The organism is Idiomarina seosinensis (genome assembly GCF_003987275.1).
Lineage (GTDB): Bacteria > Pseudomonadota > Gammaproteobacteria > Enterobacterales > Alteromonadaceae > Idiomarina > Idiomarina seosinensis.
The window spans coordinates 1-23,420 of the sequence record NZ_PIQF01000003.1 but is presented as its reverse complement, the minus strand read 5'-3'; the positions used below and the strand labels follow the sequence as shown (position 1 = coordinate 23,420).

The 23,420-nt window shown below is 47.1% G+C and carries 23 protein-coding genes and 2 rRNA genes; 11 read left to right on the top strand and 14 right to left on the bottom strand.

The window, feature by feature from the left end; all coding sequences use genetic code 11:
- Positions 1-163 precede the first annotated feature (163 nt).
- The 6 genes from dksA (at position 164) to panC (ending at position 5,128) form a co-directional block, all read left to right on the top strand.
- A complete protein-coding gene (gene dksA / locus CWI81_RS09285; RefSeq protein ID WP_126785331.1) occupies positions 164-613 on the top strand; it encodes an RNA polymerase-binding protein DksA in 450 nt (149 codons plus the stop codon).
- Positions 606-1,478: a tRNA glutamyl-Q(34) synthetase GluQRS gene (gene gluQRS / locus CWI81_RS09280; protein WP_241970411.1), complete on the top strand. Its 873-nt coding sequence runs from the start codon at positions 606-608 to the stop codon at positions 1,476-1,478. The genes dksA and gluQRS overlap by 8 nt, the downstream gene beginning before the upstream one ends.
- A gap of 151 nt (positions 1,479-1,629) precedes the next feature.
- Positions 1,630-2,967 (top strand): polynucleotide adenylyltransferase PcnB, encoded by a 1,338-nt coding sequence (pcnB, locus tag CWI81_RS09275; protein WP_126785329.1) that lies wholly within the window; start codon positions 1,630-1,632, stop codon positions 2,965-2,967.
- Entirely contained in the window at positions 2,960-3,475 is a 516-nt protein-coding gene (gene folK, locus CWI81_RS09270) for a 2-amino-4-hydroxy-6-hydroxymethyldihydropteridine diphosphokinase (protein ID WP_126785328.1), read from the top strand. Before pcnB ends, folK begins: the two co-directional genes overlap by 8 nt.
- 3 nt (positions 3,476-3,478) lie before the next feature.
- Complete coding sequence (gene panB / locus CWI81_RS09265) at positions 3,479-4,273, top strand: 3-methyl-2-oxobutanoate hydroxymethyltransferase (RefSeq protein WP_126785049.1); 795 nt, start codon at positions 3,479-3,481, stop codon at positions 4,271-4,273.
- Positions 4,274-4,282: 9 nt separating this feature from the next.
- Positions 4,283-5,128, top strand: a complete 846-nt coding sequence (gene panC / locus CWI81_RS09260) for a pantoate--beta-alanine ligase (protein WP_126785048.1) — start codon at positions 4,283-4,285, stop codon at positions 5,126-5,128.
- Here panC and panP read toward each other — a convergent pair.
- Genes panP through mpl form a run of 6 tightly spaced genes read right to left on the bottom strand, consistent with a single transcriptional unit; the run spans position 5,102 to position 11,163 of the window.
- On the bottom strand, positions 5,102-6,778 hold the full coding sequence (gene panP / locus CWI81_RS09255) for a pyridoxal-dependent aspartate 1-decarboxylase PanP (RefSeq protein ID WP_126785047.1): 1,677 nt from the start codon (positions 6,776-6,778) through the stop codon (positions 5,102-5,104). The two genes, panC and panP, sit on opposite strands and share 27 nt — an antisense overlap.
- The gene (gene trmB, locus CWI81_RS09250) at positions 6,759-7,472 is read right to left on the bottom strand and encodes a tRNA (guanine(46)-N(7))-methyltransferase TrmB (RefSeq protein WP_126785046.1); all 714 of its coding nucleotides are present in this window, start codon (positions 7,470-7,472) and stop codon (positions 6,759-6,761) included. Before trmB ends, panP begins: the two co-directional genes overlap by 20 nt.
- Positions 7,469-8,245: an ABC transporter permease gene (locus CWI81_RS09245; protein ID WP_126785045.1), complete on the bottom strand. Its 777-nt coding sequence runs from the start codon at positions 8,243-8,245 to the stop codon at positions 7,469-7,471. Before CWI81_RS09245 ends, trmB begins: the two co-directional genes overlap by 4 nt.
- Entirely contained in the window at positions 8,242-9,174 is a 933-nt protein-coding gene (locus tag CWI81_RS09240) for an ABC transporter ATP-binding protein (RefSeq protein WP_126785044.1), read from the bottom strand. The genes CWI81_RS09245 and CWI81_RS09240 overlap by 4 nt, the downstream gene beginning before the upstream one ends.
- 4 nt (positions 9,175-9,178) lie before the next feature.
- A complete protein-coding gene (locus tag CWI81_RS09235; protein ID WP_126785043.1) occupies positions 9,179-9,814 on the bottom strand; it encodes a flavin prenyltransferase UbiX in 636 nt (211 codons plus the stop codon).
- Positions 9,811-11,163 carry a UDP-N-acetylmuramate:L-alanyl-gamma-D-glutamyl-meso-diaminopimelate ligase gene (gene mpl / locus CWI81_RS09230; RefSeq protein WP_126785042.1) on the bottom strand — a complete coding sequence of 451 codons (1,353 nt, stop codon included), beginning with the start codon at positions 11,161-11,163 and terminating at the stop codon, positions 9,811-9,813. The genes CWI81_RS09235 and mpl overlap by 4 nt, the downstream gene beginning before the upstream one ends.
- 137 nt (positions 11,164-11,300) lie before the next feature.
- Here mpl and CWI81_RS09225 point away from each other — a divergent pair, with 137 nt between their 5' ends.
- The 5 genes from CWI81_RS09225 to CWI81_RS09205 all read left to right on the top strand — a co-directional run bounded on the left by CWI81_RS09225 (position 11,301) and on the right by CWI81_RS09205 (position 15,322).
- A complete protein-coding gene (locus tag CWI81_RS09225) occupies positions 11,301-12,284 on the top strand; it encodes a class 1 fructose-bisphosphatase (protein WP_126785041.1) in 984 nt (327 codons plus the stop codon).
- Positions 12,285-12,376: 92 nt separating this feature from the next.
- A complete protein-coding gene (ppa, locus tag CWI81_RS09220; RefSeq protein ID WP_126785040.1) occupies positions 12,377-12,904 on the top strand; it encodes an inorganic diphosphatase in 528 nt (175 codons plus the stop codon).
- Positions 12,905-12,910: 6 nt separating this feature from the next.
- On the top strand, positions 12,911-13,615 hold the full coding sequence (locus CWI81_RS09215) for an ABC transporter ATP-binding protein (RefSeq protein WP_126785039.1): 705 nt from the start codon (positions 12,911-12,913) through the stop codon (positions 13,613-13,615).
- A complete protein-coding gene (locus CWI81_RS09210) occupies positions 13,608-14,837 on the top strand; it encodes an ABC transporter permease (protein ID WP_126785038.1) in 1,230 nt (409 codons plus the stop codon). Before CWI81_RS09215 ends, CWI81_RS09210 begins: the two co-directional genes overlap by 8 nt.
- Positions 14,834-15,322, top strand: coding sequence for a DUF3299 domain-containing protein (locus CWI81_RS09205; RefSeq protein WP_126785037.1), 489 nt, complete (start codon positions 14,834-14,836; stop codon positions 15,320-15,322). The genes CWI81_RS09210 and CWI81_RS09205 overlap by 4 nt, the downstream gene beginning before the upstream one ends.
- 10 nt (positions 15,323-15,332) lie before the next feature.
- On the opposite strand, the gene CWI81_RS09200 is transcribed toward CWI81_RS09205, so the two are convergent.
- The 8 genes from CWI81_RS09200 to CWI81_RS09165 all read right to left on the bottom strand — a co-directional run.
- Entirely contained in the window at positions 15,333-17,570 is a 2,238-nt protein-coding gene (locus tag CWI81_RS09200) for a two-component system response regulator (RefSeq protein ID WP_126785036.1), read from the bottom strand.
- Between the two features lie 77 nt (positions 17,571-17,647).
- Positions 17,648-18,346, bottom strand: coding sequence for a TIGR04219 family outer membrane beta-barrel protein (locus CWI81_RS09195; protein ID WP_126785035.1), 699 nt, complete (start codon positions 18,344-18,346; stop codon positions 17,648-17,650).
- Between the two features lie 15 nt (positions 18,347-18,361).
- Positions 18,362-19,372 (bottom strand): DUF2333 family protein, encoded by a 1,011-nt coding sequence (locus CWI81_RS09190; protein ID WP_126785034.1) that lies wholly within the window; start codon positions 19,370-19,372, stop codon positions 18,362-18,364.
- A complete protein-coding gene (locus CWI81_RS09185) occupies positions 19,369-19,800 on the bottom strand; it encodes a copper chaperone PCu(A)C (protein ID WP_126785033.1) in 432 nt (143 codons plus the stop codon). The genes CWI81_RS09190 and CWI81_RS09185 overlap by 4 nt, the downstream gene beginning before the upstream one ends.
- A gap of 35 nt (positions 19,801-19,835) precedes the next feature.
- Positions 19,836-20,144 carry a hypothetical protein gene (locus CWI81_RS09180; RefSeq protein WP_126785032.1) on the bottom strand — a complete coding sequence of 103 codons (309 nt, stop codon included), beginning with the start codon at positions 20,142-20,144 and terminating at the stop codon, positions 19,836-19,838.
- A 176-nt stretch (positions 20,145-20,320) separates the two neighbouring features.
- Positions 20,321-22,729 (bottom strand): TonB-dependent receptor plug domain-containing protein, encoded by a 2,409-nt coding sequence (locus CWI81_RS09175; protein WP_126785031.1) that lies wholly within the window; start codon positions 22,727-22,729, stop codon positions 20,321-20,323.
- Positions 22,730-23,080: 351 nt separating this feature from the next.
- A 5S ribosomal RNA gene (gene rrf, locus CWI81_RS09170) occupies positions 23,081-23,196 on the bottom strand.
- Positions 23,197-23,321: 125 nt separating this feature from the next.
- A 23S ribosomal RNA gene (locus CWI81_RS09165) occupies positions 23,322-23,420 on the bottom strand; the annotation flags it as partial.

Sequence of the window (23,420 nt, the reverse complement as noted above, 5' to 3'; positions counted from 1 at the left end):
CACCAATTCGGAGAACAATAACTCGATTTTTATTTACCTTAAGACGTTGCGGTGGTAGAACGTTTCTGCTATATGTAGCGTCCTTTTTTAAACGTGGCTTTTTTATCGACTCTCAGAGTCAGTATTATCGCGCTGCGATGTTTAATTATTTAGGAGAACCATGATGCCAGAAGGCAAGAAAAAAACGCATGGCATCCTGGCGCTGGCCGGGCTAGAGCCGTATCAGGAGAAGCCGGGCGAAGAGTATATGAGTGACCAACAATTGGCTCACTTTCGTAAAATACTCGAAGAGTGGCGCCGCCAGTTACGTCAAGAAGTTGACCGCACGGTGCACCATATGAAAGACGAAGCTGCTAACTTCCCGGATCCGGTCGACCGCGCCGCGCAAGAGGAAGAATTCAGTATTGAGCTTCGGACTCGTGATCGCGAACGGAAGCTGATCAAGAAAATTGAAAAGACATTGCAGAAAATAGAAGAAGACGACTTCGGTTTCTGCAATTCGTGCGGTATTGAAATAGGCATTCGCCGGTTAGAGGCGCGTCCAACAGCAGACTTATGTGTTGACTGTAAGACGCTAGCTGAAATTAAAGAAAAACAAATGACGGGTGCTTGATAAGTCGCCAATAGCTCAGTCCGGTAATTTATACCGGGGTCGGTTTGCACCGACCCCGTCAGGCCCCTTGCACTTCGGCTCGCTCGTTGCTGCGCTGGGCTCCTACCTTGATGCCAAAGCACACAACGGCGATTGGCTAGTTCGCATTGAAGATGTCGATAAGCCCCGTGCCGTTGAAGGTGCTGATACTGTTATTTTACAACAGCTATCAGACCACGGTTTACACTGGGATCAACCCGTTATCTATCAAAGCCAACGCGACGCCCGTTATAACGACGTTCTGAATCAACTTGCCAACGAATTATATGGCTGCGACTGCAGTCGCAAAGATATTCGTGCACGTGGCAACTGCTACGACGGTTACTGTCGCGAGCGACAACCACGCCCTGGTCCATTCGCTATTCGCTTTACAAACGACCGACCAGTGACGGAATTTATTGATCGTTGGCATGGTGTTGTTCAACCCGACGACAACTGCGTTGCTGAGGACTTCATCGTTAGGCGCCGTGACCAGTTGTTTGCTTATCAACTGGCAGTGGTGGTCGACGACATCGATCAAGGTATTACTGATATTGTTCGCGGTTCCGATTTGATTCAACCGAGCTTCTGGCAACTGACGCTTTGGCAACGGCTTAGCGGAAGGCTGCCGAGGGTGATGCACCTACCGCTGGTGGTCACCGACGATGGCCGCAAACTCAGTAAGCAAAACCACGCTCCTGCCTTAGACAGCAGACAGGCGCTGAAGAACTTAGCTGAAGCGGCTAGAATATTGCAACTTGATGTGCCATTAACCAACAAAGTGCCCGATTTTTTAAAACTGGCGACCGAAAACTGGCGTAAAAAGTGGCGAATCAATGTTAACTGACGATACAATGTACTGGCGATTTATTAACCCTTACAGAGTAACCACTTGATGATTCAGGAGAACTATCATCATTAAGAAATTGACCGAACTTGCGCGCCGCGCATTTTCAAGTAAAACCAGCGAAGCTAAGGCGAGTTCTGTGCTACCACCAATGCAAGTGATTAGCCGTGATCAACATTCCATATCTCGCAAAGATATTAGCCCCAACGCGCTTAAGGTATTATACCGATTACATAATGCAGGGTTTAATGCCTATTTAGTCGGCGGCTGTGTGCGTGATTTGTTACTAGGCTTGCAACCGAAAGATTTTGACGTCACCACCAATGCAACTCCAGAAGAAGTTAAAAAGTTATTTAGAAACTGCCGGCTTATTGGTCGACGCTTTCGCTTAGCCCATATTTTATTCGGTCGCGAGATTATCGAAGTAGCTACCTTCCGGGGTCACCACAATAGCGACGATGAAGACCACAAGAAAATTGCTCAGCAGGATGAGCACGGCCAGCTAGTGCGTGATAATGTTTATGGAACTATCGAAGAAGATGCGGAGCGCCGCGACTTTACCGTTAACGCCCTGTATTACAATATCGCCGACTTTTGCATTTACGATTTTGCCAACGGCCGGCAGGACATAGAGGCAGGTATTCTGCGCCTAATCGGTGACCCGGAGACTCGTTATCGGGAAGATCCGGTACGGATGCTACGTGCGGTTCGCTTTGCCACCAAACTCAATATGTCGATGTCTGATGCCGTGCAAAACCCATTGCAGGACCTTTCCGGGCTACTGAAAAATATTCCGCCTGCCAGATTATTCGATGAGTTTCTTAAGCTGTTTATGGCGGGTAAAGCACAAGCAAACTTCGATCTGCTCTGTCAGCACAACTTATTTCAACAACTGTTTCCAATCCTAAAAAGTTATCTGGATACGCCTGATGCTCCGCCGGTGCGTATGTTACGTAAAGCATTCGCTGATACCGACACTCGCGTGCAAAAAGAGCAACGTGTCACTCCTGCGTACTTAATTGCTGTGCTGTTATGGTGGCCACTGCTGGCACGCCGCGAGCAGCTGCAAAACGAAGGCGGGTTACCACCGATGGATGCCATTAATATTGGCAGCGCAGATGTTGTTCATCGCCAATCACAAACTATGTCCATCCCCAAGCGGTTTAGTTTAACCGCCCGGGATATTTGGCAAATGCAACTGCGCCTTCAAAACACCCGCGGTGCCCGAGCGAAAAAAGCGTTGGAGCAGAATAAGTTTCGCGCAGGTTACGACTTCTTGATGCTGAGAAAAGCCTGTGATGCAGCTTTACCCGGTGAAGAGATAGAACGACTAGCGGACTTTTGGACCAAGGCTCAAAAAGATCCGAAGGTACTTGCTGCTAACAAATCCGATGGCAGTGGTCCAAAGAAGCGAAGCCCACGGCGCCGAAGAGGCGGTAGAAACCGCAAGAGTGCTAGTTCAAATACCAATAACCAGAACGATGGCTAAGGCTTATATCGCGTTAGGGGCTAATCTAGGAGCCCCTAAACAACAGCTTATTAACGCACTGAAAGCCCTTAGCAAAAGCCAGTTCCTAACGCTGCTCGATTATTCCTCTTTATACAGCAGCCGCCCAATGGGGCCACAGGATCAACCTGACTATGTTAATGCTGTTTGTCGCGTTGAATCTGCACTAGCTGCAGCTGAAACACTGCACCTGTTACACAAAATAGAGGATGACTTTGGCCGTCAGCGGTTGCGTCATTGGGGCGAACGGACATTGGATTTAGACCTACTTTTGTTCGACTCGGTTCGATCAGACACAGCAACTTTGCGGCTGCCTCATCCCGGGCTTTATCAACGGGAGTTTGTACTGTTACCGCTGAAAGAAATTGCTCCTGAGCTGCAATTACCCAATGGCTGTACTGTCAGTGAACAAAGCACAAAGGTTACTCAAACCGGTTTGCACATGATATTCTCAAACAATCAGCTGACTAAAGAATTGGCCAAGGAGTAATGCATGGCTGCAATGACTATCGCCAAACTGCAAAAGATGAAGCAGCAAGGCCAGAAGATTTCTTCATTAACCGCTTACGACGCTAGCTTCGCTAAATTAATGACTGAGCAGGGCGTCGACTTTATGCTGGTCGGAGACTCTTTGGGCAATGTGGTACAGGGTTTGAGTTCGACGGTCCCTGTCACCATGGATGACATGGTTTATCATACCCAATTAGTACGCAGAGGCGCCGAACAAGCTTTTGTAATTGCTGACATGCCATTCATGAGTTACGCAACCTCGGAACAGACTTACCGCAACGCTGCTGAATTAATGCAGGCAGGCGCTAACATGGTTAAGCTAGAAGGCGGTCATTGGCTGATCGAAACCATTCAAGGTCTTACTACGCGAGGGGTTCCGGTTTGTGCGCATCTTGGTTTGCTGCCACAATCAGTCAATGTTCTGGGTGGGTACAAAGTACAGGGTAAACAGCAGCAACAGGCTGATGATACTCTGGCTCAGGCTTTGGAACTGGAACAAGCAGGTGCTCAATTATTAGTACTTGAGTGTATCCCGGCAGCACTGGGCAAACGTATTACCGAAGCCTTATCCATACCAACCATTGGCATTGGGGCTGGCCCTGACACTGATGGTCAGATTCTGGTTATGCATGACATGCTCGGGATGAACAGCGATTATTTGCCGAAATTTGCGAAAAACTTTCTGGCCGAAACAGGATCATTATCCGGCGCCTTTAGTAGTTACGTTGAACAAGTTCAGCGAGGTGAATTTCCGGCCGCAGAGCACTGCTATTCATAAGGACGACATATGCGACTGCTGAAAAATCTAACCAGCCTGCGGCAATGGCGTAACCAACAAACACATAGCGTTGCATTGGTCCCTACTATGGGCAACTTGCACGACGGTCATTTGGCGTTAGTTAAAAGAGCCCAACAGCACGCCGATATTGTTGTGGTTAGTATTTTTGTTAACCCAATGCAGTTTGGTGCGAACGAGGATCTGGATAACTACCCACGAACCTTAGAGCAGGACGTTCAGGCGTTAGAATCCTTGGGTGTCAACGCTGTTTTTACCCCTCAGGTTAGCGACGTTTATCCCCGTGGTCTGGACGTGCAGACTCGGGTTGAAGTGCCTGAGGTGGGAGATATTCTTTGTGGAGCCAGCAGACCCGGTCACTTTGTCGGCGTAGCGACTATTGTTTGTAAGCTATTCAACATGGTGCAGCCCGATGTGGCTGTTTTTGGTGAAAAAGATTTTCAGCAGTTGCAAATTATTCGTCTAATGACCTTGGATTTAAGCTTGCCGGTTACGATTATCGGAGAGCCGACTAAACGCGAAAGCAGTGGCCTGGCCCTCAGCTCCCGCAATGGCTATTTAAGCGGACAACAGCGACAGCAGGCAACGGCAATTTACAGCACTCTTCAGGGGATCTCAAAGCAACTGTCTGAGAAACCTAACTTTAATCAAACGGTTAAATGGGCAGAGCAACAGTTGCACGATGCAGGGCTAGTCACTGACTACGTGGCAATTCGTAATGCCGAAGATTTGCAGCCAGCGACGATACAGGATAAACAATGGGTTGCGTTGGTGGCTGCCAAACTGGGTAATACTCGTCTCATCGACAACCTAACGATTGTCAATAACCATGCCTAGCTCGCGCATTTCTGTATGCAGTGCTCCGCGCAGGCTTGTCGCTTTCTCAGCGATCTGACGTTGCTCTTCAATAATTTCCGCCAGCATATCGTTGGTTGTAAGCGGGTTCGCTAAAACGACCCGAAACACCACGCTCGGCTCGTGAAAGTACTGTGCGGGAGTTAACTTAGTTCGCGATACAAACGACTTACCACTCTCCCGCTGTCTTTTTTGAATATATCGTGTCAACGCATTCAAATGCGGAGTTAGCTGTTCTACTTGCTCTGCACTGGCCTGCTTTAATGCCTGCTTTACACGTTTAGGAACAAACCGATAAGTTAATAAACATAATTCTGGTTCAGTGATAACTTCAAAGTCGTCCTGCTCGCTAATTAGTTCCGCAAAATAACGCGCTTTCTCAAGGCTATTATCAATCAGCAGCTGATAGCCGCGGCGGCCAATAACGTGCAGAGCGGAAAACACCATCATCGCCATTCCGGGGCGAGACCCCTCCATAGAGTGGGCACCTAAATCCTTTGAGCCCTGGCGGATAATATACTCCGCGTGGTGCTCTATCGACTTGACTAACGATGGGCTTTTAAACAGCACCATACCTGCTCCCATCGGCACATACATCTGCTTATGCGCGTCGATAGTGACACTGTCCGCCTGTTCTACGCCTTGCAATAATTCTCGGTAGCGGCTAGACAATAGCGTTGCTCCACCCCAGGCTGCGTCAACATGAAAATGCACGCCATAGTCCTGGGCAATAGCTGCCATTTCCGCAAGAGGGTCAACGTGACCAGTTTCAGTAGTGCCCGCAACGCCTACAATAGCCAGTACTTTGCCGCCTTCTTGCTGCACCTGGTCACAAGTTTGCCGTAGTGCATCGATCTTAATACGGTTATTCTCATCGGTAGCAACAGCGACCAGATTGCGACGGCCAATACCTAATACATCAGCGGCTTTTGCTAATGAATAATGACCACGTTCGGAAACAAGTACCACTAATCTTTTATAGTTATAGTGAGCAAGACCAGCTGCGAGACCATCGGCAGCAATACCTGCAAAATCGCCATCCGCTTTTAGTAGTTGGTTTCTGGCAACCCATAGCGCCGTCATGTTAGCGACTGTCCCGCCAGAGCAAAACGCCCCCAATGAATGTTGCGCGCTGTGCATCCAGCGGTTATAAAAGCCAGCATCTTGCTGATAAACCAGGTGGTGCAACATGCCAATGACGTTCCGCTCGAGTGGGGTAAACGCTTTCGATGTTTCGATTTTTACCAGGTTTTGATTTAGCCCGACCATGAGCTTTGCCAGAGGCAATAAAAAATACGGCAAAGCCGAAGTCATATGGCCGATAAATTTTGGCGATGCCGTATGTACCGAGTGAGCAACCAGCTTATTTAATAGGAACTCGGTATGTTCAGAGACAAATTGCGGGTCTTCTGGAATTCCGGCTTGTTCGAAGTCGCGCTCGATTTCCTGCAGCGGCTTTTCACGCGCAACGATATGCTCGCCCAAAAATCCCATAAGGTTTTCAGACAGGTGCTTCTCTATTTTTCCGAGCGTTGAATCAGGCGCCTCTGGTATCGTGAAGATACGATACAAGGCTTCCTGATTTACTTCAGCGACTTGTTTGTCATCGTCGTTAGGTGTTTTCTGATTCAACGTCTGTCTCTCTAACTGTCGCTTTATTTAAGTCGGCGGATAATTGCCAGACCGACTGTCCGCTATCTTTATACTTACGCTCGAAGGGCGTCATCGGCTCCACTTTTTGGGCAGGTATATGAGTAATGCTTGCCTGAAAGCCCGACAAGCTTAATGCTTCTGCAACTTCCAGTAAATAGGTGCTCCAATTAGAGCGTAAGGTTAAGTGTCCGCCCAGATTAACCAAATAAGGCCAAACGGGGCTACCGTGCCAGCGCCGGTTTACATGGGATGCTTTTGGCCATGGGTTGGGATACAGTAAGAAGTGTCGTGTTGGCCGCCAGTCTGCCATTTCCGCTAATCGCCAAAAATCCAGTAAATCAGCACGCACTAAATAGTACTGCTGACCACAGCCGCTTTTTTCGTAGCTGCTGTGTTTTTGCAACCGGTGCGCTGACTTATCCACACCCACCACCAGCGCGTCGGGATAACGGTCGGCCAAAACAGCGGTGCTTTCACCGACGCCACAACAGGAGTCCAGAATCAGTGGTCCGGTCCAATTTTTTACTTTCTCATTAATTTCGTCGAAAGCCGCTTGGTTGTGCGGTTGAATCGGCTTTTTGAACTGACTGTTTAAATGTCGTAGGACAATTTGAGGGACCTCTTCGTGAGGCCCCGTTTGATTCGAGTGAACCGGACGAGCTTGTGACTTCACGAACGAATACCTATACCTTTTTCTAACAAGTAATACGCGCCAGCAAAAAATATTACATTAAATCCAATCAATACCGCCATTGCTGTTGCAATACCTACATCTGACTGGCCTAAAAACCCGTACCGAAACCCGTTAACCATATAGAGAATTGGGTTCACCAACGAGACTTTCTGCCAGATATCAGGAAGTAATGAAACGGAATAAAACACGCCGCCCAGATAGGTCAATGGTGTTAATACAAAGGTTGGTACGATCGATATATCGTCAAACGTTTTGCCGAAGACGCCATTCAGTAACCCACCAAGCGCAAACAAAGTGGATGTGAGAATTACCGTTAGCACCACGTAACCGAAATGAGCTATTTGAATATCCACAAATAAAAACGACACCAAGGTTACAATAACCGCAACGATCATTGCCCGTGCGACACCACCTCCCACATAACCCAGAATAATGGCGCCGGTCGGCACCGGGGAAACTAGCATTTCTTCTATATTTCGCTGGAATTTAGCACTAAAAAAAGAGGACGCGACATTAGAATAGGAGTTAGTAATTACCGACATCATAATTAAGCCAGGTACAATAAACTCCATATAACCGACACCGCTCATGGTACCGATTCGCTCACCGACAATGCTGCCGAAAATTATAAAATAGAGTGTCATAGTAATTGCCGGTGGCACCAGCGTCTGTATCCAGATTCTTAGAAACCGGGTGCACTCTTTTATCCAGATTGTTTTTAACGCAATCATGTTAGACGACATATGTTTCATGCGCTGCGGTCCCCTTTTTCGCGGCCTTTTTCTACCATTGAGACGAACAATTCTTCCAACCGGTTCGCCTTGTTACGCATTGATAAAACGTTGACTCCGGCAGCACTCAATTGCTCAAACACTTTATTAAGACCTGCGTTTTTATCCACTTCGACTTCCAGCGTGTTGTTGTCTTTCCAACGGTGAGCAAATCCTTCAATTTTAGGCTGCGGATGATCTTGTTCTAAATCCAACACAAAAGTTTCTTTACTTAGCTGCGCTAATAACCGCTTGATGGACGTATTCTCAATGATCTGGCCAGCATCGATAATACCGATATTACGACATAGCGTTTCTGCTTCTTCCAGATAATGCGTTGTCAGAATAATGGTAATACCTTCATTATTAATTTTAGTCAGGTATTCCCACATTGAGCGACGCAACTCAATATCGACACCTGCGGTCGGTTCATCCAGAATCAGTAATCTAGGCTCATGCAACAGTGCGCGAGCAATCATAAGCCTGCGCTTCATTCCGCCTGATAAAGAACGAGCGGGTTCATCTCGCTTATCCCACAGGCCCAACTGAGACAGATATTTTTCTGACCTTTCGTGCGCTAGTTTTCGTGGCACGCCATAATAACCAGCTTGATTAACGACGATTTGCCGCACTGTTTCAAACTGATTAAAGTTGAACTCCTGTGGGACAAGTCCAATCTGACGCTTTAAATCGCCTAACTGAGTATCAAGGTCATAGCCAAATACTTTGACGCTACCTCCGGTTTTATTAACCAGCGAGGATATAATACCGATAGTGGTCGACTTGCCTGCTCCATTAGGCCCAAGAAGCGCATAAAAATCACCCTCTTCAACCGTCAGGTCGATACCTTTTAACGCCTCAAAGCCGCCCCGGTATACTTTTTTTAAGTTCTTTATTTCTAATGCTTTCATCGCCTTATTGTGACTCCTTCGCGTATCCCCAGCGGCTCATTAAGTTTTGCTCAAGACCCAAGTGGTCGAGCATTCGGGCGACCATAAAATCTACCAAGTCATCAATCGATTTAGGTTGATGGTAAAAACCAGGTGCCGCCGGCATCACCGTTACCCCGAGTTGACTGAGTTGCAGCATGTTTTGTAAATGTACTGTCGACAGCGGGCTCTCTCGAGGAACGACTATCAACTGTCCGCGCTCCTTAATAACAACATCCGCAGCGCGTTCAATCAACGTGTTACTACTGCCCGTCGCGATCGCTGACAAGGTGCTGGTTGAACATGGGCACACAATCATCCGTTTGGGCGCAGCCGAGCCGGAAGCCACCGGTGAAAACCAGTCTTCTTTGCCAAAAACCTGCAGTTGTTGCTCCGCAACACTGCATCCCTGAGCATTAAAATATTCCGTTAATTGCCGGGCCGCCTGCTCAGGTGCAGCTGATAGTTTAAGGTTTTCTTCTGTCGCCAGCACTACCCGAGCCGCACTTGAAATTAGCAGTAACACTTGTTGCTGCTGTTTCAACAGGCATTGTATCAAACGCAAACCATAAGGGGCACCCGATGCGCCGGTCATAGCAACGGTTACTCTTTGGTCACTCATACTCTGACTCCTTGCTTGAGCTGTTCAATGAGTTTTTGATGGATTCCATCAAAACTACCATTACTCATAATCAGAATTGCATCGCCCGGTTTTAATTCGGGCACTATTTTCTCAATTAGGCCGTTCGCTGAGGTAGCTGTGACGGCAGCAGGAATAGCCTCTGCCACTGACCAACTGATTGACTCAGGCTGCAACACAAAGCTAATGTCCGCCTGTGCCAGCGATTGCGCTAAAGCGTCTCCATGAGAACCAAGCTTCATGGTGTTGGAGCGTGGTTCTAATACCGCGATGATCCGCCCCTCATGGTGAGCCTTCAGGCCAGCCAAAGTCGTTTTAATTGCGGTCGGGTGGTGAGCAAAGTCATCGTAAACTTTAATGCCTTCGATATCAGCTAATAGCTCCATCCGTCGTTTCGGCGATTTAAACTGCTGTAATATGTTAGTACTCGTTTCCAGCTCAATCCCCACATGTCGGGCAGCTAACATAGCCATGACGGCATTGGCAACATTATGCTCTCCCAGTAGATTCCAATTGACCCGATGAGTCTCCCCCGTGGATTTTGGCGTTACCGAAAAACAGCGTCCATCCTGCTGCTCTATCTGATAATCCCAGTCAGCATTAGCTCCTACACGCACTACTTCAGACCAACAACCTTTCGCAATTACCTGATCAATCACGGTATCGTCATCGGGAATTATGATTTGTCCTGAATCAGGCACGACCCTTAATAAGTGGGAAAATTGTTTTTGGATTGCTGCCAGGTCTGAAAATATGTCAGCGTGATCAAATTCCAAATTATTAATAATTAATGTGTCAGGGCTGTAGTGGACAAATTTCGAGCGCTTATCAAAAAACGCGGTATCGTACTCATCAGCCTCAATCACAAAAAAATTAGAGTCAGTCTTGCGGGCACTGACCCCAAAGTTTTCCGGTACACCGCCAATCAAGAAGCCGGGGTTATAGCCTGCTGACTCAAGTATCCAAGCTAACATGCTGGCCGTCGTGGTCTTACCATGAGTACCTGAAACCGCCAGCACCCAATGTTTACGCAATACATTATCGTGTAACCACTGAGCACCTGAAGTATAGGCTAACCGGTCTCTAAGTACTCGTTCCACCTCTGGATTGCCGCGGCTTAATGCATTGCCGACAATGACAAGATCAGGCGTATTATCCAGGTTCTCAGCACGATAACCGGATTGCAAGGTAATACCGAGCGCTTCTAACTGGGTGCTCATAGGTGGGTAGACGTTGGCGTCTGAACCGCTCACTTGATAACCAAGTTGCTTAGCGATAGCGGCAATGCCACCCATAAAAGTGCCACAAATTCCGATGATATGAAGATGCATTAGGGTAATTTGTTGTTTATAAAGAAAGATGTTTTAAAGTGTATCATTGTCGATGTGTTAGAGCAGGATTTTTGCACAAAAATGCGTTATCATTTGCGCCCTGTTAACACTCAGTGATCCAGCACACAGGGGCAATCATGAAACGTTTACTGCCAACTTTACGCGCAGACCAAACCAGCGAATCTCTTATTTCGGTAATTAACACCATTCACATCGCGGCAAAGGAGATCTCTTTTCGCCTTCACCAGGGAGCATTAGCAGGCGTGTTAGGCTCAACCCTGGACGAAAATATTCAGGGCGAAACACAAAAGAAACTGGATGTTGTCGCTAACCAGTTATTAAAAACCTTGCTACTTGAATCTCCTAATGTGCACGCGATTGCCTCGGAAGAAGAGGACTCGATTGTTGTCAGCCCCAATTCCGGACATTACTTAGTGGCCTTTGACCCGCTGGATGGTAGTTCAAATATTGATATTAATGGTTCGGTAGGCACTATCTTCTCCATTCTGCGCAAACCCGAGGGAGAAGAAACGGGCGAATCGATGTTTTTACAGCCAGGGAAAGCTCAGGTTGCTGCTGGTTACATCGTCTATGGTCCGGCGACTATGCTGGTAATGACTACCGGCAAAGCAGTCCGTACTTACACTTTAGATCAAACAGTTGGTGAGTTTTTACTTACCCGTGAAACGGCAGAAATACCAAGGTCTACCCGTGAGTTCGCGATCAACATGTCGAATCAGCGCCACTGGGCACCACCGGTTAAAGAATACGTGGAAGACCTATTAAAGGGCGAAACCGGGCCCCGTAAAAAGAATTTCAATATGCGCTGGAACGCGGCCATGGTCTCTGATGTCCACCGTATAATTACCCGCGGTGGTTTATTTACTTATCCATGGGATGATCGAAATGGCAAAAAGCCGTTTAAGCTGCGCCTTATGTACGAAGCTGCCCCAATGGCATTGCTCATTGAAAAGGCGGGCGGAAAAGCAACCGATGGTTATCAGCGAATTTTAGACATTGTACCAACAGATATTCATCAGCGAGTTGGTGTGGTACTTGGTTCAGCGTCAGAGGTTGATAAGTGCATGGACTACCATGCCAAACACCCAAAACCTTTTTAAATTAGACTAATGCAGGGTTGCGCGTGATCGGCGACAAGCTATAATCGCGCAGACTATTAATCTTTACGTTTTAATTGCTAACAGGAACTATTATGAGCTTAGGAAATGTACCTGCAGGGAGCAACCTGCCAGACGAAGTCAACGTGATTATCGAAATTCCGGCCAATGCCGATCCGATTAAATACGAAGTCGACAAAGATACCGGCGCACTGTGGGTTGACCGCTTTATGGCGACGCCAATGTTCTACCCGTGTAACTATGGTTTCGTTAATCAGACACTATCGTTAGATGGTGACCCTGTCGATGTGCTGGTACCAACCCCTTATCCTTTGCAGGCGGGTTCAGTCATCAAGTGCCGTCCGGTTGGTGTATTAAAGATGAGCGACGAGTCCGGCGAAGATGCAAAAGTTATCGCGGTTCCAGTTAGTAAATTAACGAAAGAATACGATCACGTTAAAGACGTTAACGATCTGCCTGAACTGCTGCGTGCCCAGATCACCCACTTCTTCGAGCGTTACAAAGAGCTGGAAAAAGGCAAGTGGGTAAAAGTTGAAGGATGGGGCGACGTCAATGCTGCTAAAGAAGAACTCACCTCTTCTTTTAAACGCGCTCAAAAATAATTGATTATGGCTACTGCCGTTGAGTTAACCGGGCTGACATTCAGCTGGCCCGGTTCATCACCCACCTTAGATATTAACCACTGGCAGGTTGCACAGGGCGAGTCGGTTCTCCTGCGAGGTGCCAGCGGCAGTGGCAAATCAACGTTACTCTCTTTACTAGCAGGCATTAACACACCCCAAAAAGGTGTGATAAAACTCTTTGAAACAGACCTCAGTCAATTAAGCGCCAGACAGCGCGATAAATTCCGCGCCGATCATATTGGCTATATTTTCCAGCAGTTTAATCTGTTGCCATATTTAACGGCAGTAGAAAATGTATTGCTGGGCGTAAAGTTTTCTAAGCATAGACAGCGCAAGCTCAGCCAAAGCGCCACTAACACAGCTACCGACTATTTATTGCGTCTGGGATTAACCGCCGCGCAGCAACAGCAACCCGCTGCTCAACTGAGTGTTGGGCAACAACAACGAGTCGCCGCCGCCCGCGCTTTAATTGGAGGCCCGGAGTTATTAATTGCCGATGAACCTACCTCGGCTTTAGACGCTGACCGTCGTGATAACTTTATCAAACTGTTACTGGAATTAAGTGCTGCTAATAATACAACGGTGTTGTTCGTTACTCATGATGTGGCCCTAGCGCCGTATTTTAACACCCATGTAGAACTTACCGAGATCAGCAGAGCGATGCCTGACGCGGAGCTTAATAATGCTTAAATTAGCCTTAAAAAGCTTAAACAATCGTCGCGTCAGTGTTTTATTAACTGTTATAGCTATTGCGGTAAGCGTTGCTCTACTACTGGCCGTAGAACGGGTTAAGCAGCAGGTACAGCAGAACTTTGCTAACACAGTATCCGGAACCGATCTGATCATCGGTCCAAGAAGCAGCCAAACTCAACTGCTATTAGCTTCAGTGTTTCATATTGGCAGTATGACCAATACGATGAGCTGGGACAGCTACGAGCAGATAAGCTCCCGTAGTGAGATCGACTGGTCCGTACCTATCTCGTTAGGGGACAGCGTTCAGGGGCTGCCCGTCGTTGCTACAAATGAGCAGTATTTTCAGCACTATCGCTATGCTGATAAGCAATCGTTAGAGCTTACTCATGGAAACTGGTTTGACGCCAGTAAACAGGCTGTTTTAGGGGCAGAGGCAAGTGAGCAACTTGGGCTAGCAATCGGCGACCAGTTAACTATTGCACATGGCTCTGGCGGACTCAGCTTTAGTGAACACGAGCAACACCCTATCAACGTTGTTGGTGTGCTCGCGCGCACAGGCACCCCCGTCGATCAAGCTGTTTTTGTCGACCTAACGACAATCGATCAAGTGCATGGATTAACCGAGGATGACTCTCACGGTCACGACCACGCCCACAACCATCCAACGGAGTCCATTAGTGCAGCCTTACTGGGATTAAAAGTTAAGCCTCTTGCGTTGCGCTTACAGCGTGAAATAAACACTTATGAGCAAGAGCCGCTAACGGCTTTAATGCCAGGCCTCACTTTGCAGCAACTGTGGAAGACCCTGAATATTTTTGAACAGGCACTTAACGGTATTTCAGTGCTCGTTGTACTGATAGGTCTAATCGGTATGCTCACCATTCTGCTGGCGAGTCTGCGCGAGCGACGTCGGGAAATGGCGGTGCTAAGAGCAGTTGGTGCAGGCCCCGGTACAATATTTGGACTGTTAGTTACAGAAGCGTTAGTGGTAACCATTGTCGCTACCTCGACCGGACTCACCTTATTGTATGGCCTACAATGGGCGTTGATGGATGTTATTCATTCAAGAAGTGGCATTTTATTTAGCCTGTACCCTCCGACGGTTGCCGAATGGTGGCGAATGGGGTTAGTGGTTTGTGCAGGTTTTCTGTTAAGTTTAGTACCCGCCTGGCGAGCCTATCGTCAGTCACTATCTGATGGTTTAACGGTGAAAGTATGACGTTTTTACGAAGAGTTATTTTGCCAACACTGGCAATACTGTTATTCAGTACATCGGCGGTTGCCGATGCAGAAAAGGTAGGCTGGAAAGAGCTAATACCGGAGGGCTTTACGCCACCACCGGTTAAGCCGCAATCCTATTATGACGCTAATCCAGAGGAAGATAGACAAACCAATCTGGACGCGCCGGTCGTTGAGGAGCTCAATGGTAAAAAGATCCGGATTCCAGGATATATCGTTCAGCTTGAAGGTAATGCAGATGCGGTTACCGAGTTTTTATTAGTGCCTTACTTTGGCGCTTGTATTCATGTACCGCCACCGCCGCCTAATCAAATTATTCACGTTACCTTTGAAGAAGGCGTTCCCTACGAACATACCTATGATGCGGTTTGGATAGAAGGCGTTATAGAAACGCAGCGAACCGAGGGAGAGATCGCGGTAACTGGATATTCAATGGCTGCCGATTCGGTTGAAGTCTATCAGTAACGAAAACGGACTAGCTGCCCTCTGGAGTTAGGCTGACACAGCCGGAGACCTCTCCGGCTAGCAGCTTCGATAGATCAGCTGCGGGCATTGGCCGGGCAAAGTAGTATCCCTGTCCCTCGGCACATTTAAGCTTTTTAAAGTAGGCTAACTGGTGTTCGTCTTCGATACCTTCGGCAACGACGCCCAACCCCAGGCGATGAGCCATATCGACAATTGTCTCGATAATAATTCGACCACTTTCCTGATTCGAATTATGCACAAAGGTTTTATCGATTTTTAATCGATCTAAAGGCAACTTCTGTAAATAACTGAGCGATGAGAAGCCTACTCCAAAATCATCTATAGCAACTTGTATCCCCTGACGCTTTAAACGATAAAGAATATCGGCAACGAAGTCAGGGTCTTCCATTACGATGCTCTCAGTTATCTCAAGCTCTAATCGTTCCGCACGCACCTGGTGGTTTTTCAGCTGTTGCTCAATAAGCTCTGGAAAATCACGCATCCTAAACTGTGGTACCGACACATTAACCGCTATTCGGAAATTTTGTAGTCCCCGCTCTTCAAACCGTCGGATTTGCTGGCAGGCTTCTTCAATAACCCAGGCGCCAATATCAACAATTAACCCCGAGTATTCGGCTAACGGAATAAATTCTGCGGGGCTAATATAGCTGCCATCAGCCTGAGGCCAGCGCAATAAGGCTTCTACACCAATAATACAGCCAGTATTAATGTCGACTTGAGGTTGATACCATACTTCAAGCTTGCGGGCAGCAAAGTCAGCCCGCAATCTTCTTACCATATGCAAGCGATGTTGAGTCTCTTCTTCCATATAAGGGCGATAATAGTTAAACCGCTCGAAAGAGTTCTTCTTCGCATTTTTTAAAGCAATATAAGCTTGCTTTAAAAGCCCCTTGCCATTCACTTGCTCAGTGTTTTCACCCGATGTGAAGCCACTAGTGATACTCAATGGAATGTAATGTTCACCAGCTCTAAATGGCAATTTAAACAGCTCATTTAAATTGCCTGGGGAGACTAAATTGTCAGGGCCAATAAGGCCGAACACGTCTGCCGCAATACGCGATACAAAAATTTGTACCCCCAGCTGCTCTGTCAATCTGAGCGCCACCGAGCGCAATAACGCATTACCAACATCCTGCCCAAGACCATCATTAACATCCGAAAAATGGTCGATATCGACGATGGCTGCGACTTGGCTTTTACTCGGTCGTTTAGAAAGCTGTTGTAACTTACGGGTAAACTCAGCGCGATTCGGAATGCCGGTTAACGGGTCACGATATGCGGCTGCACGCAACTCTTCAAACAAGTTAGCGTTTTCAAAACCAACCGCAATGTTGGCCAAAAAAACTTCCAGCAACTCATGATCATAGTTTTCGATTGAGTCTTCTGTTTCGATATAAGCAGCAGCTTGATGCTCTTGACCATCAATAAAAAAGACAGTCGCACCCTCTAGCTCAATATGACGCTGCTCTGCCAGACAGCGCCTTACTCCTTCCTCAATTCGATCGGATTCCAACGAGCGCAGGGTTTTATTAATACTATCTGCAAAATGACCTGCTGCCCCCAGCACCACAATGTCGTTGTCCTTATTAGGAGCTCGTGCTCCAACGATCCCTTCGGCACGAAGACCTAGTAGGGACGCTAACTGAGTAACAACGCCCTCGGAAAAGTTTACAATAGAGTGCTTTTCCATAAGGTTAGAGGCGGAATGAATAATTTTTCGCAATCCCCGCCGATTTTCACTAATCGTGCGAAGCTGCTGATAGGAACGCACTGCAGAAAACACAGTGGTCAATAACCGACTGCGAGTCAGTTCGGTTTTGGTTTTGTAATCGTTAATGTCGTAGCTTTTAACAACACTTTCTTCTGGAGCGTAACCAGGCTGACCGGTTCTAAGAACTATTCGAACTTCCTCGTTACCCAGTTCTTCACGGATAGCTTTTGCAACGTTAAGGCCGGCGTCGTCAGTCTCCATAACGACATCCAGCAGCACCATGGCGATATCATCATTATCAGTGAGACTGTCAATGGCTTCCATACCATTGTAGGCATGCAAAAACTCTAGCTTTCGGTTAGCTATAATAACGTCTGACAGCGCCATCTTTGTAACAGCGTGAATCTCCTGATCATCATCGACAATCAGGATTTTCCATACGCCTTCGAGTTGTTCCCCGGGGAGTTCGTCAGGGTCGTCACGCAAAAAGAGTGGCTCGTCGTGGTTACTACTCATTAATTACCAGCCGCCTTAATTTAACTCATAAAGTTAACAATCTAGCTACAACTGGTTCTCACTGCAAGCACAAATCTTTAAAAATGAACGTCTAACGCCAGGAACGGACCGTCAAAATTTAAATCCGAATATAGGTTATCAACGTCATCCAGCTCTACTTTCATTGAGCGGTAGCCAGCACTAATACTAATATCCACGGCAAGGTTGTCGATTAGGCGGTATTCAATAGCAGCTTGCACGTCGTGCAACTCGCTGTCATTAAAACTAATTGCTTTTGCTTCTCCAGTTACCGTCCAATTTGTAAATGGCAGACCAATGCGAGCTGCACCGTAGGCCGTTGGGATAACGCCGGAAAAATCTCTGGATAACAGCGTATCGCCGACCTGAACGCCAGCGGTTCCGTCAAATTGTTTGCCGTTTAGACCAACATCAATAGCCACAATGTCGTTGTCAAAAATTTCGTAATAGAGGGTGTAGTCAGTATTATCAAAGCTACTGTCGTTAGATCCAAAGGGATTTTCTACGTCGAGGCTGTTCTGCCGAATTTTTATGTTTGGCAGGAGTGGGACTGGATGCTCAAGAGCCACATAAAAACTGGTTTGAGTATCGTCGTTATCAACGTAAAACGGCTGGACATTACCGCCGGCACCATAACTTCCGTCGTAATCGGCATTCCAACCTTGTGCGCCAACATAAAGACCCAATATTGTGTCAGCTGTCGCTGTCGCGGGTAGTACTGTAAATATCGATGCGATGGCTACAGTTCTTAGTTTCATAATCCCTCTCTCAAACTAACCTTCAGCCAGCAGGCTGCGGATATCAATTAATGCGGCATTAGCGCGCGATAGATAATTAGCCATGACTAATGAATGGTTGGCTAATAAACCAAATCCCGAGCCATTTAAAATAATCGGACTCCAGACAGGCTGCAGCGACGACTCTAGTTCTTTTATAATCTGCTGCAAGCTAATTAACGCATTTTTACTTTCTAACACGTCTTTAAAATCAATTTCTGCTGCTTTCAAATAATGCAACAGAGCCCAACTCGCTCCGCGTGCCTCGTAGAAAACGTTATCTATCTGCCACCAACTGGTCTTTGTCGTAATCATCGTTGGCGTACGGGTAGATTGCTTTGCAGTAATATCACCTGCTAACGCAATATCCGGTTCTACCCTAGCTACGCTTGAACTTAGACGACGAGACAACGAACCTAGTCGTTTTTCTATTTCTTGCAGCCAACTGCGAAGATTGTCAGAGCGCGCATAAAATTGTGCGGAATGATCGGAGGGATCAACAAGAGCCAGTCGGTATTGCGAGATCTCGCGAATCACCGTCTCATACTCGCTTTCAGCCGTGGGCGCAAACCAACTGGTATGGTCAATATTCATGGCTGGCTGCGCAACGACCAAGTTACTGTTCTCGACCGACTGCGATTGAGACCGGCTAAAGTCATTACGCATTGCCAACAGCATGTCTCGAGTCATTTGGATAACACCAAATTCCCAAGCTGGAATATTGTCGACTAAGCTGGTCGGCGGCAAAATGTCGTTACTCATGTAACCACCACGTTTTTCCAGCATGGTCTCTAGCACCTTGATAACAGAAGTACTGGTAGCAAATCCGTTGACAGGTTCTAGTTGCAGCTCTGAAGACGCTTTTGTCATCTCGTTTTTTACCGAGAATGGAGCAGGTTCGTCACTTAATATCCACCCTAAAAACCATAGCAGGATCAGAGCAAGTAGAGCACCGCCAACCACCCATTTCCAATGAGCGGCCGCTTTCTTTGTTGTTTGAAAGCTCATTGCGACTTCCTTACATCGATTGATACATCTTGCGAGTTACCATCGCTAAATTTGAAGGTTAGTGTGATTTGTTCGCCGCTAGTTAGCGGCTGTTGCAGGTTAAACAGCATAATGTGGTAGCCACCAGGCTTCATGGTTAATGACTCCCCTGGCGCTATTTCTAGCTCTGGAACATGAATCATTTTCATCATACCCTGCTCATGTACATGTTCGTGCAACTCTGTCTTGTCGCTAACATTGCTGGTTATTCCGGTGATCGTTTTCGCCTTTGATGCTTGGTTATTCATGCTCACATAGGCTGCACCATTGGCAGCCCCGGGAATTGATGCCCGGGCCCAAGAAGAAGTGACCTGCAGATCAGCGGCAAACACCGTCACTGAAAACAGAGTTGTTAGCGCCGCAATACAATAACCGATACAGCTTTTCATCCATCATGTCCCGTTGTTCTAATAGTTCCCCCATACTACACGGTTTTTCCCGTATTTCTAAAGACAAAATACAATATTAGAACGCACAGTAGTAACGGCCAGAATAATCCTATGCCGGTGAATATCAGTGCAATTAGTGCAGCACCCAGGCCCAAAAAAACACTGCCAAAAATTGTCATCACCAGGAAGAAGACAAGACCTATCACTGCCAGACTAAGCGCTAATGAAATTACAAACTCAATGACTGAGCCGATAGCAAGCCCCAGTGTCGAAAGGATCTCGGGGGCAAACAAAAGCCCGATAACTGCGATAATGGTAATAGCAATCCATTGATTACGTGACATAACTGCCTCTCATTGACTGAATAATAACTCCTACTATCTATTCAAAATTGATGCCAAATATTTATGCTTTTAATTCAATTACTTAGTGAGTTCACAATTTAGGGTGTTGGTCTATTTTACGAATCAAATAAAAAAACCGCCACAATGTGGCGGTTTTAGCTTAACCGTTTAGACCGTTAGAAACGGTATTCAACTTCGGTAAAGAAGTAGCCACCATTAAAGCCAATCGGTGAGTTCGTTAGGGGATAAACGAAAATCCCATTGAACTGATTGCCTTCTGACCGCCTATCCGGATATTCACTAAACAGATTCTGTGCGCCCAGCTTAACTGTTAACGCGTCGTTCCACTGATAACTGACCGTTACATCAGTAATCCAGTCAGGCCCATAGGTTTCCGTCCCACTACTATAGTAAATATCATAGGTCCCAAAGTAACTAAACTGCAAGTTTGTTGACCACTTACCCGTTTGATGAGTTAGCCCTAATGAGCCCGAGTGCTTAGGCACCGACTCAGTCATCCGAACCTGTTCATTTTCATCAAACAAGACATCGTCGAGGCCGTCTAATAGAGACGGTAAATTAATCGCATCAATTTCAGTGTCGTTATAGCCGTAAGCCAGTTGAGTTTTAAGGTCGCCATAGCCGCCAAGTTCAAAGTCCTTGCTCACCACAACGTCAATACCCTTAGTGGTGGTGTCTACTGCATTAACAAAGAACCTTGCGTTTTCAGCACTTGTATTCGCTAGGGCATCAGCGACCGCAGGCGAATCGGACGGTGTAACATCACCCGACAAGATAATGCGATCCTGAATTTCTATTTGAAATGCATCCACGGTTACTGCGAGTCCGTTAAATCCATTCCATACAACACCAAAACTTAAACTATCAGACTCTTCCGGCTGTAAATTGCCGATACCTAGCGCCTCGGTCACCGGGCTAACATTATTAAATGTACCAGACTGTTCAGGTTCAGGACCGTTACCACGATCGACAAATAGTGTTGATATGTTAGTAAAGTATAGTTGTTGCACGCTAGGTGCACGGAAACCTGTGTTTGCTGTACCGCGGACTGCTAGCCGGTCTGTAACATCATACCGGCCTGAGAGTTTCCAGCTGGTGTTGGTACCGAAATCAGAGTAATCTTCGTGCCGAACCGCGGCGCCCCACATAAAATCAGTAGTTAACTGGTTTTCTGCCTCTAGGTATACACCCACATTATCTCTCGACTCATCAACCGCAGACTCTGGCGCGAAGCCGGTAAAACCCTGACTTCCGCCGGGACGATCTTGGTAGCCACCGTTAATATAGGATTCTTCCTGGCCTGCAATAACCTCGTAACTGTTTTCACGATAACTGATACCCATCGCTATTGAGAGGTCAGAATTGTTAGCAAACGGAATAAACCGTTGTGCATCCAACGTTACATTGGATTCAGTGTTCTGCAGCGTTCCTGCCTCAAACGAAGTTGGTGTTAAATCGGGGCCTAATGACGCGTTCAATGAGTTTTTAACGTTGTATTGAAACTCACTAAAACCGTAGCCTGCGCTGAGATCAAAGGTCCATTCGCCTAACATCCACTCGAAACCCGCATAACCTGAGTAGTCTTTTACATCAGGTGCCAGGATAGGTAAAAAACCATCCGGATAAATCTCGGTTAGTGTATTAGACTGTAAGGCTCGCCGATAAAAAGCACCGGATTCGGAAGTTCGGTCACTGACACCGCCAAACGCATAAAACGTTGAAGATTCACCGACGCCAACTTCTAAATTGGCGAATAGTGAAACGTTCTCATAGTCAGCATCACCAACATGAAAGCTTTGACGATCAAAGGTTTCTTCGCGTGGATCTGGTTCACCATTAGGAAGTGATGGATATTGTTGCCTTGGGTCTGGGCCTGCTCGGTTAGTTCGGTTTTTACTATGAATTTCGCCTGATAGCGTAAATGCACCATCATCACCAACGGCAAAGCCATTACTTCCTGATAGCTTCCATTGTTCGCCATCACCTTTATGGGTTTGACCCAGCTGAAAATTCGCCATTCCACCTTGTGCGTTATCCTTTAGCACAATGTTAATAACGCCAGCGATAGCATCTGATCCATAAAGCGCTGCGGCACCATCACGCAACACTTCGATCCTCTTGATAGCTGCAATAGGGATGGCGTTCAAATCCACGTTAGAACTACCTCGACCAGTGGTCCCATTTAAGTGAACTAGAGCCGAACTGTGTCGACGCTTCCCATTGATCAGTACTAAGGTGTGGTCGGGTGACAATCCCCGCAATGACGCAGGGCGAACCGCGTCGGTTCCATCAGTAATCGAAGAGGACGGGAAGTTAAAGCTAGGAACTGCGTATTGCAATGCCTTAGCAGTCTCGGTAATTCCGGTCGACGCTAGATCTTCACCAGAAATAATGTCAACCGGCGCTGAGCCATCAGTCGCCGTGCGCATCGAGAGCCTTGAGCCAACTACTTGTAACACTTCTTCAACTTCCGCTTCGGGCTGGTTTTGTTGTTGCGCCGCAGCAGGAATAGCTGCCATAGATCCAGCAATGATTGCCAGAGTGATCGGATTTAACTTCTTCATCGCCTGCTCTCCCTTTATGATTATTTGTTCAATATAGCAGGCGTACGAAAAAGCAGTTAAAACGGTTAGCACTGATGTAGATAAAAAAAGAATATACGCCAGTATATGAAAGCGCCTACGGATCCGTCCATCGGCGTTGCCGACAACCTCCTGCCCTTCGGCGAGCCGAAGGCTACCCACGATTTGAAGAGGGTCCCGGTATCCATGGACATCCGAGCATTTAACACCAACCGGTGTTCAAAAATCGATATGTTGGGGCTCCGGGATATTATTCAAATCGTGGGTACCCGTTGGTTTAACGACGGGCATAAAAAAAGCCCCGGGCGTTAGCTCGGGGCTTCTTAATTTGAAGTCTGGCGGTGTCCTACTCTCACATGGGGAGACCCCACACTACCATCGGCGCTGGTATGTTTCACTACTGGGTTCGGGATGGAGCCAGGTGGTGCCATACCGCTATGGCCGCCAGACAAAAACTGTCACAACATGGGGAAACTGATTGTTAATGCCACTCGCTTTGTCGCGCTTAGCGCAACCTATGTCTTTGTAGAGCGTTCAAACTTGTCTTAACAATTCCAAACACCTTGGGTGTTGTATGGTTAAGCCTCACGGGCAATTAGTACGGGTTAGCTCAACGCATTACTACGCTTCCACACCCCGCCTATCAACGTTGTAGTCTTCAACAACCCTTTAG

What these genes read in the sequence shown, in the direction of transcription:
- dksA (WP_126785331.1), top strand. Translation starts at nt 164, where the DNA reads ATGCCAGAAGGCAAGAAAAAAACGCATGGCATCCTGGCGCTGGCCGGG.
- pcnB (WP_126785329.1), top strand. Translation starts at nt 1,630, where the DNA reads ATGCAAGTGATTAGCCGTGATCAACATTCCATATCTCGCAAAGATATT.
- folK (WP_126785328.1), top strand. Translation starts at nt 2,960, where the DNA reads ATGGCTAAGGCTTATATCGCGTTAGGGGCTAATCTAGGAGCCCCTAAA.
- panB (WP_126785049.1), top strand. Translation starts at nt 3,479, where the DNA reads ATGGCTGCAATGACTATCGCCAAACTGCAAAAGATGAAGCAGCAAGGC.
- panC (WP_126785048.1), top strand. Translation starts at nt 4,283, where the DNA reads ATGCGACTGCTGAAAAATCTAACCAGCCTGCGGCAATGGCGTAACCAA.
- CWI81_RS09245 (WP_126785045.1), bottom strand. Translation starts at nt 8,245, where the DNA reads ATGAAACATATGTCGTCTAACATGATTGCGTTAAAAACAATCTGGATA.
- CWI81_RS09240 (WP_126785044.1), bottom strand. Translation starts at nt 9,174, where the DNA reads ATGAAAGCATTAGAAATAAAGAACTTAAAAAAAGTATACCGGGGCGGC.
- CWI81_RS09235 (WP_126785043.1), bottom strand. Translation starts at nt 9,814, where the DNA reads ATGAGTGACCAAAGAGTAACCGTTGCTATGACCGGCGCATCGGGTGCC.
- mpl (WP_126785042.1), bottom strand. Translation starts at nt 11,163, where the DNA reads ATGCATCTTCATATCATCGGAATTTGTGGCACTTTTATGGGTGGCATT.
- CWI81_RS09225 (WP_126785041.1), top strand. Translation starts at nt 11,301, where the DNA reads ATGAAACGTTTACTGCCAACTTTACGCGCAGACCAAACCAGCGAATCT.
- ppa (WP_126785040.1), top strand. Translation starts at nt 12,377, where the DNA reads ATGAGCTTAGGAAATGTACCTGCAGGGAGCAACCTGCCAGACGAAGTC.
- CWI81_RS09215 (WP_126785039.1), top strand. Translation starts at nt 12,911, where the DNA reads ATGGCTACTGCCGTTGAGTTAACCGGGCTGACATTCAGCTGGCCCGGT.
- CWI81_RS09210 (WP_126785038.1), top strand. Translation starts at nt 13,608, where the DNA reads ATGCTTAAATTAGCCTTAAAAAGCTTAAACAATCGTCGCGTCAGTGTT.
- CWI81_RS09205 (WP_126785037.1), top strand. Translation starts at nt 14,834, where the DNA reads ATGACGTTTTTACGAAGAGTTATTTTGCCAACACTGGCAATACTGTTA.
- CWI81_RS09200 (WP_126785036.1), bottom strand. Translation starts at nt 17,570, where the DNA reads ATGAGTAGTAACCACGACGAGCCACTCTTTTTGCGTGACGACCCTGAC.
- CWI81_RS09195 (WP_126785035.1), bottom strand. Translation starts at nt 18,346, where the DNA reads ATGAAACTAAGAACTGTAGCCATCGCATCGATATTTACAGTACTACCC.
- CWI81_RS09190 (WP_126785034.1), bottom strand. Translation starts at nt 19,372, where the DNA reads ATGAGCTTTCAAACAACAAAGAAAGCGGCCGCTCATTGGAAATGGGTG.
- CWI81_RS09185 (WP_126785033.1), bottom strand. Translation starts at nt 19,800, where the DNA reads ATGAAAAGCTGTATCGGTTATTGTATTGCGGCGCTAACAACTCTGTTT.
- CWI81_RS09180 (WP_126785032.1), bottom strand. Translation starts at nt 20,144, where the DNA reads ATGTCACGTAATCAATGGATTGCTATTACCATTATCGCAGTTATCGGG.
- CWI81_RS09175 (WP_126785031.1), bottom strand. Translation starts at nt 22,729, where the DNA reads ATGAAGAAGTTAAATCCGATCACTCTGGCAATCATTGCTGGATCTATG.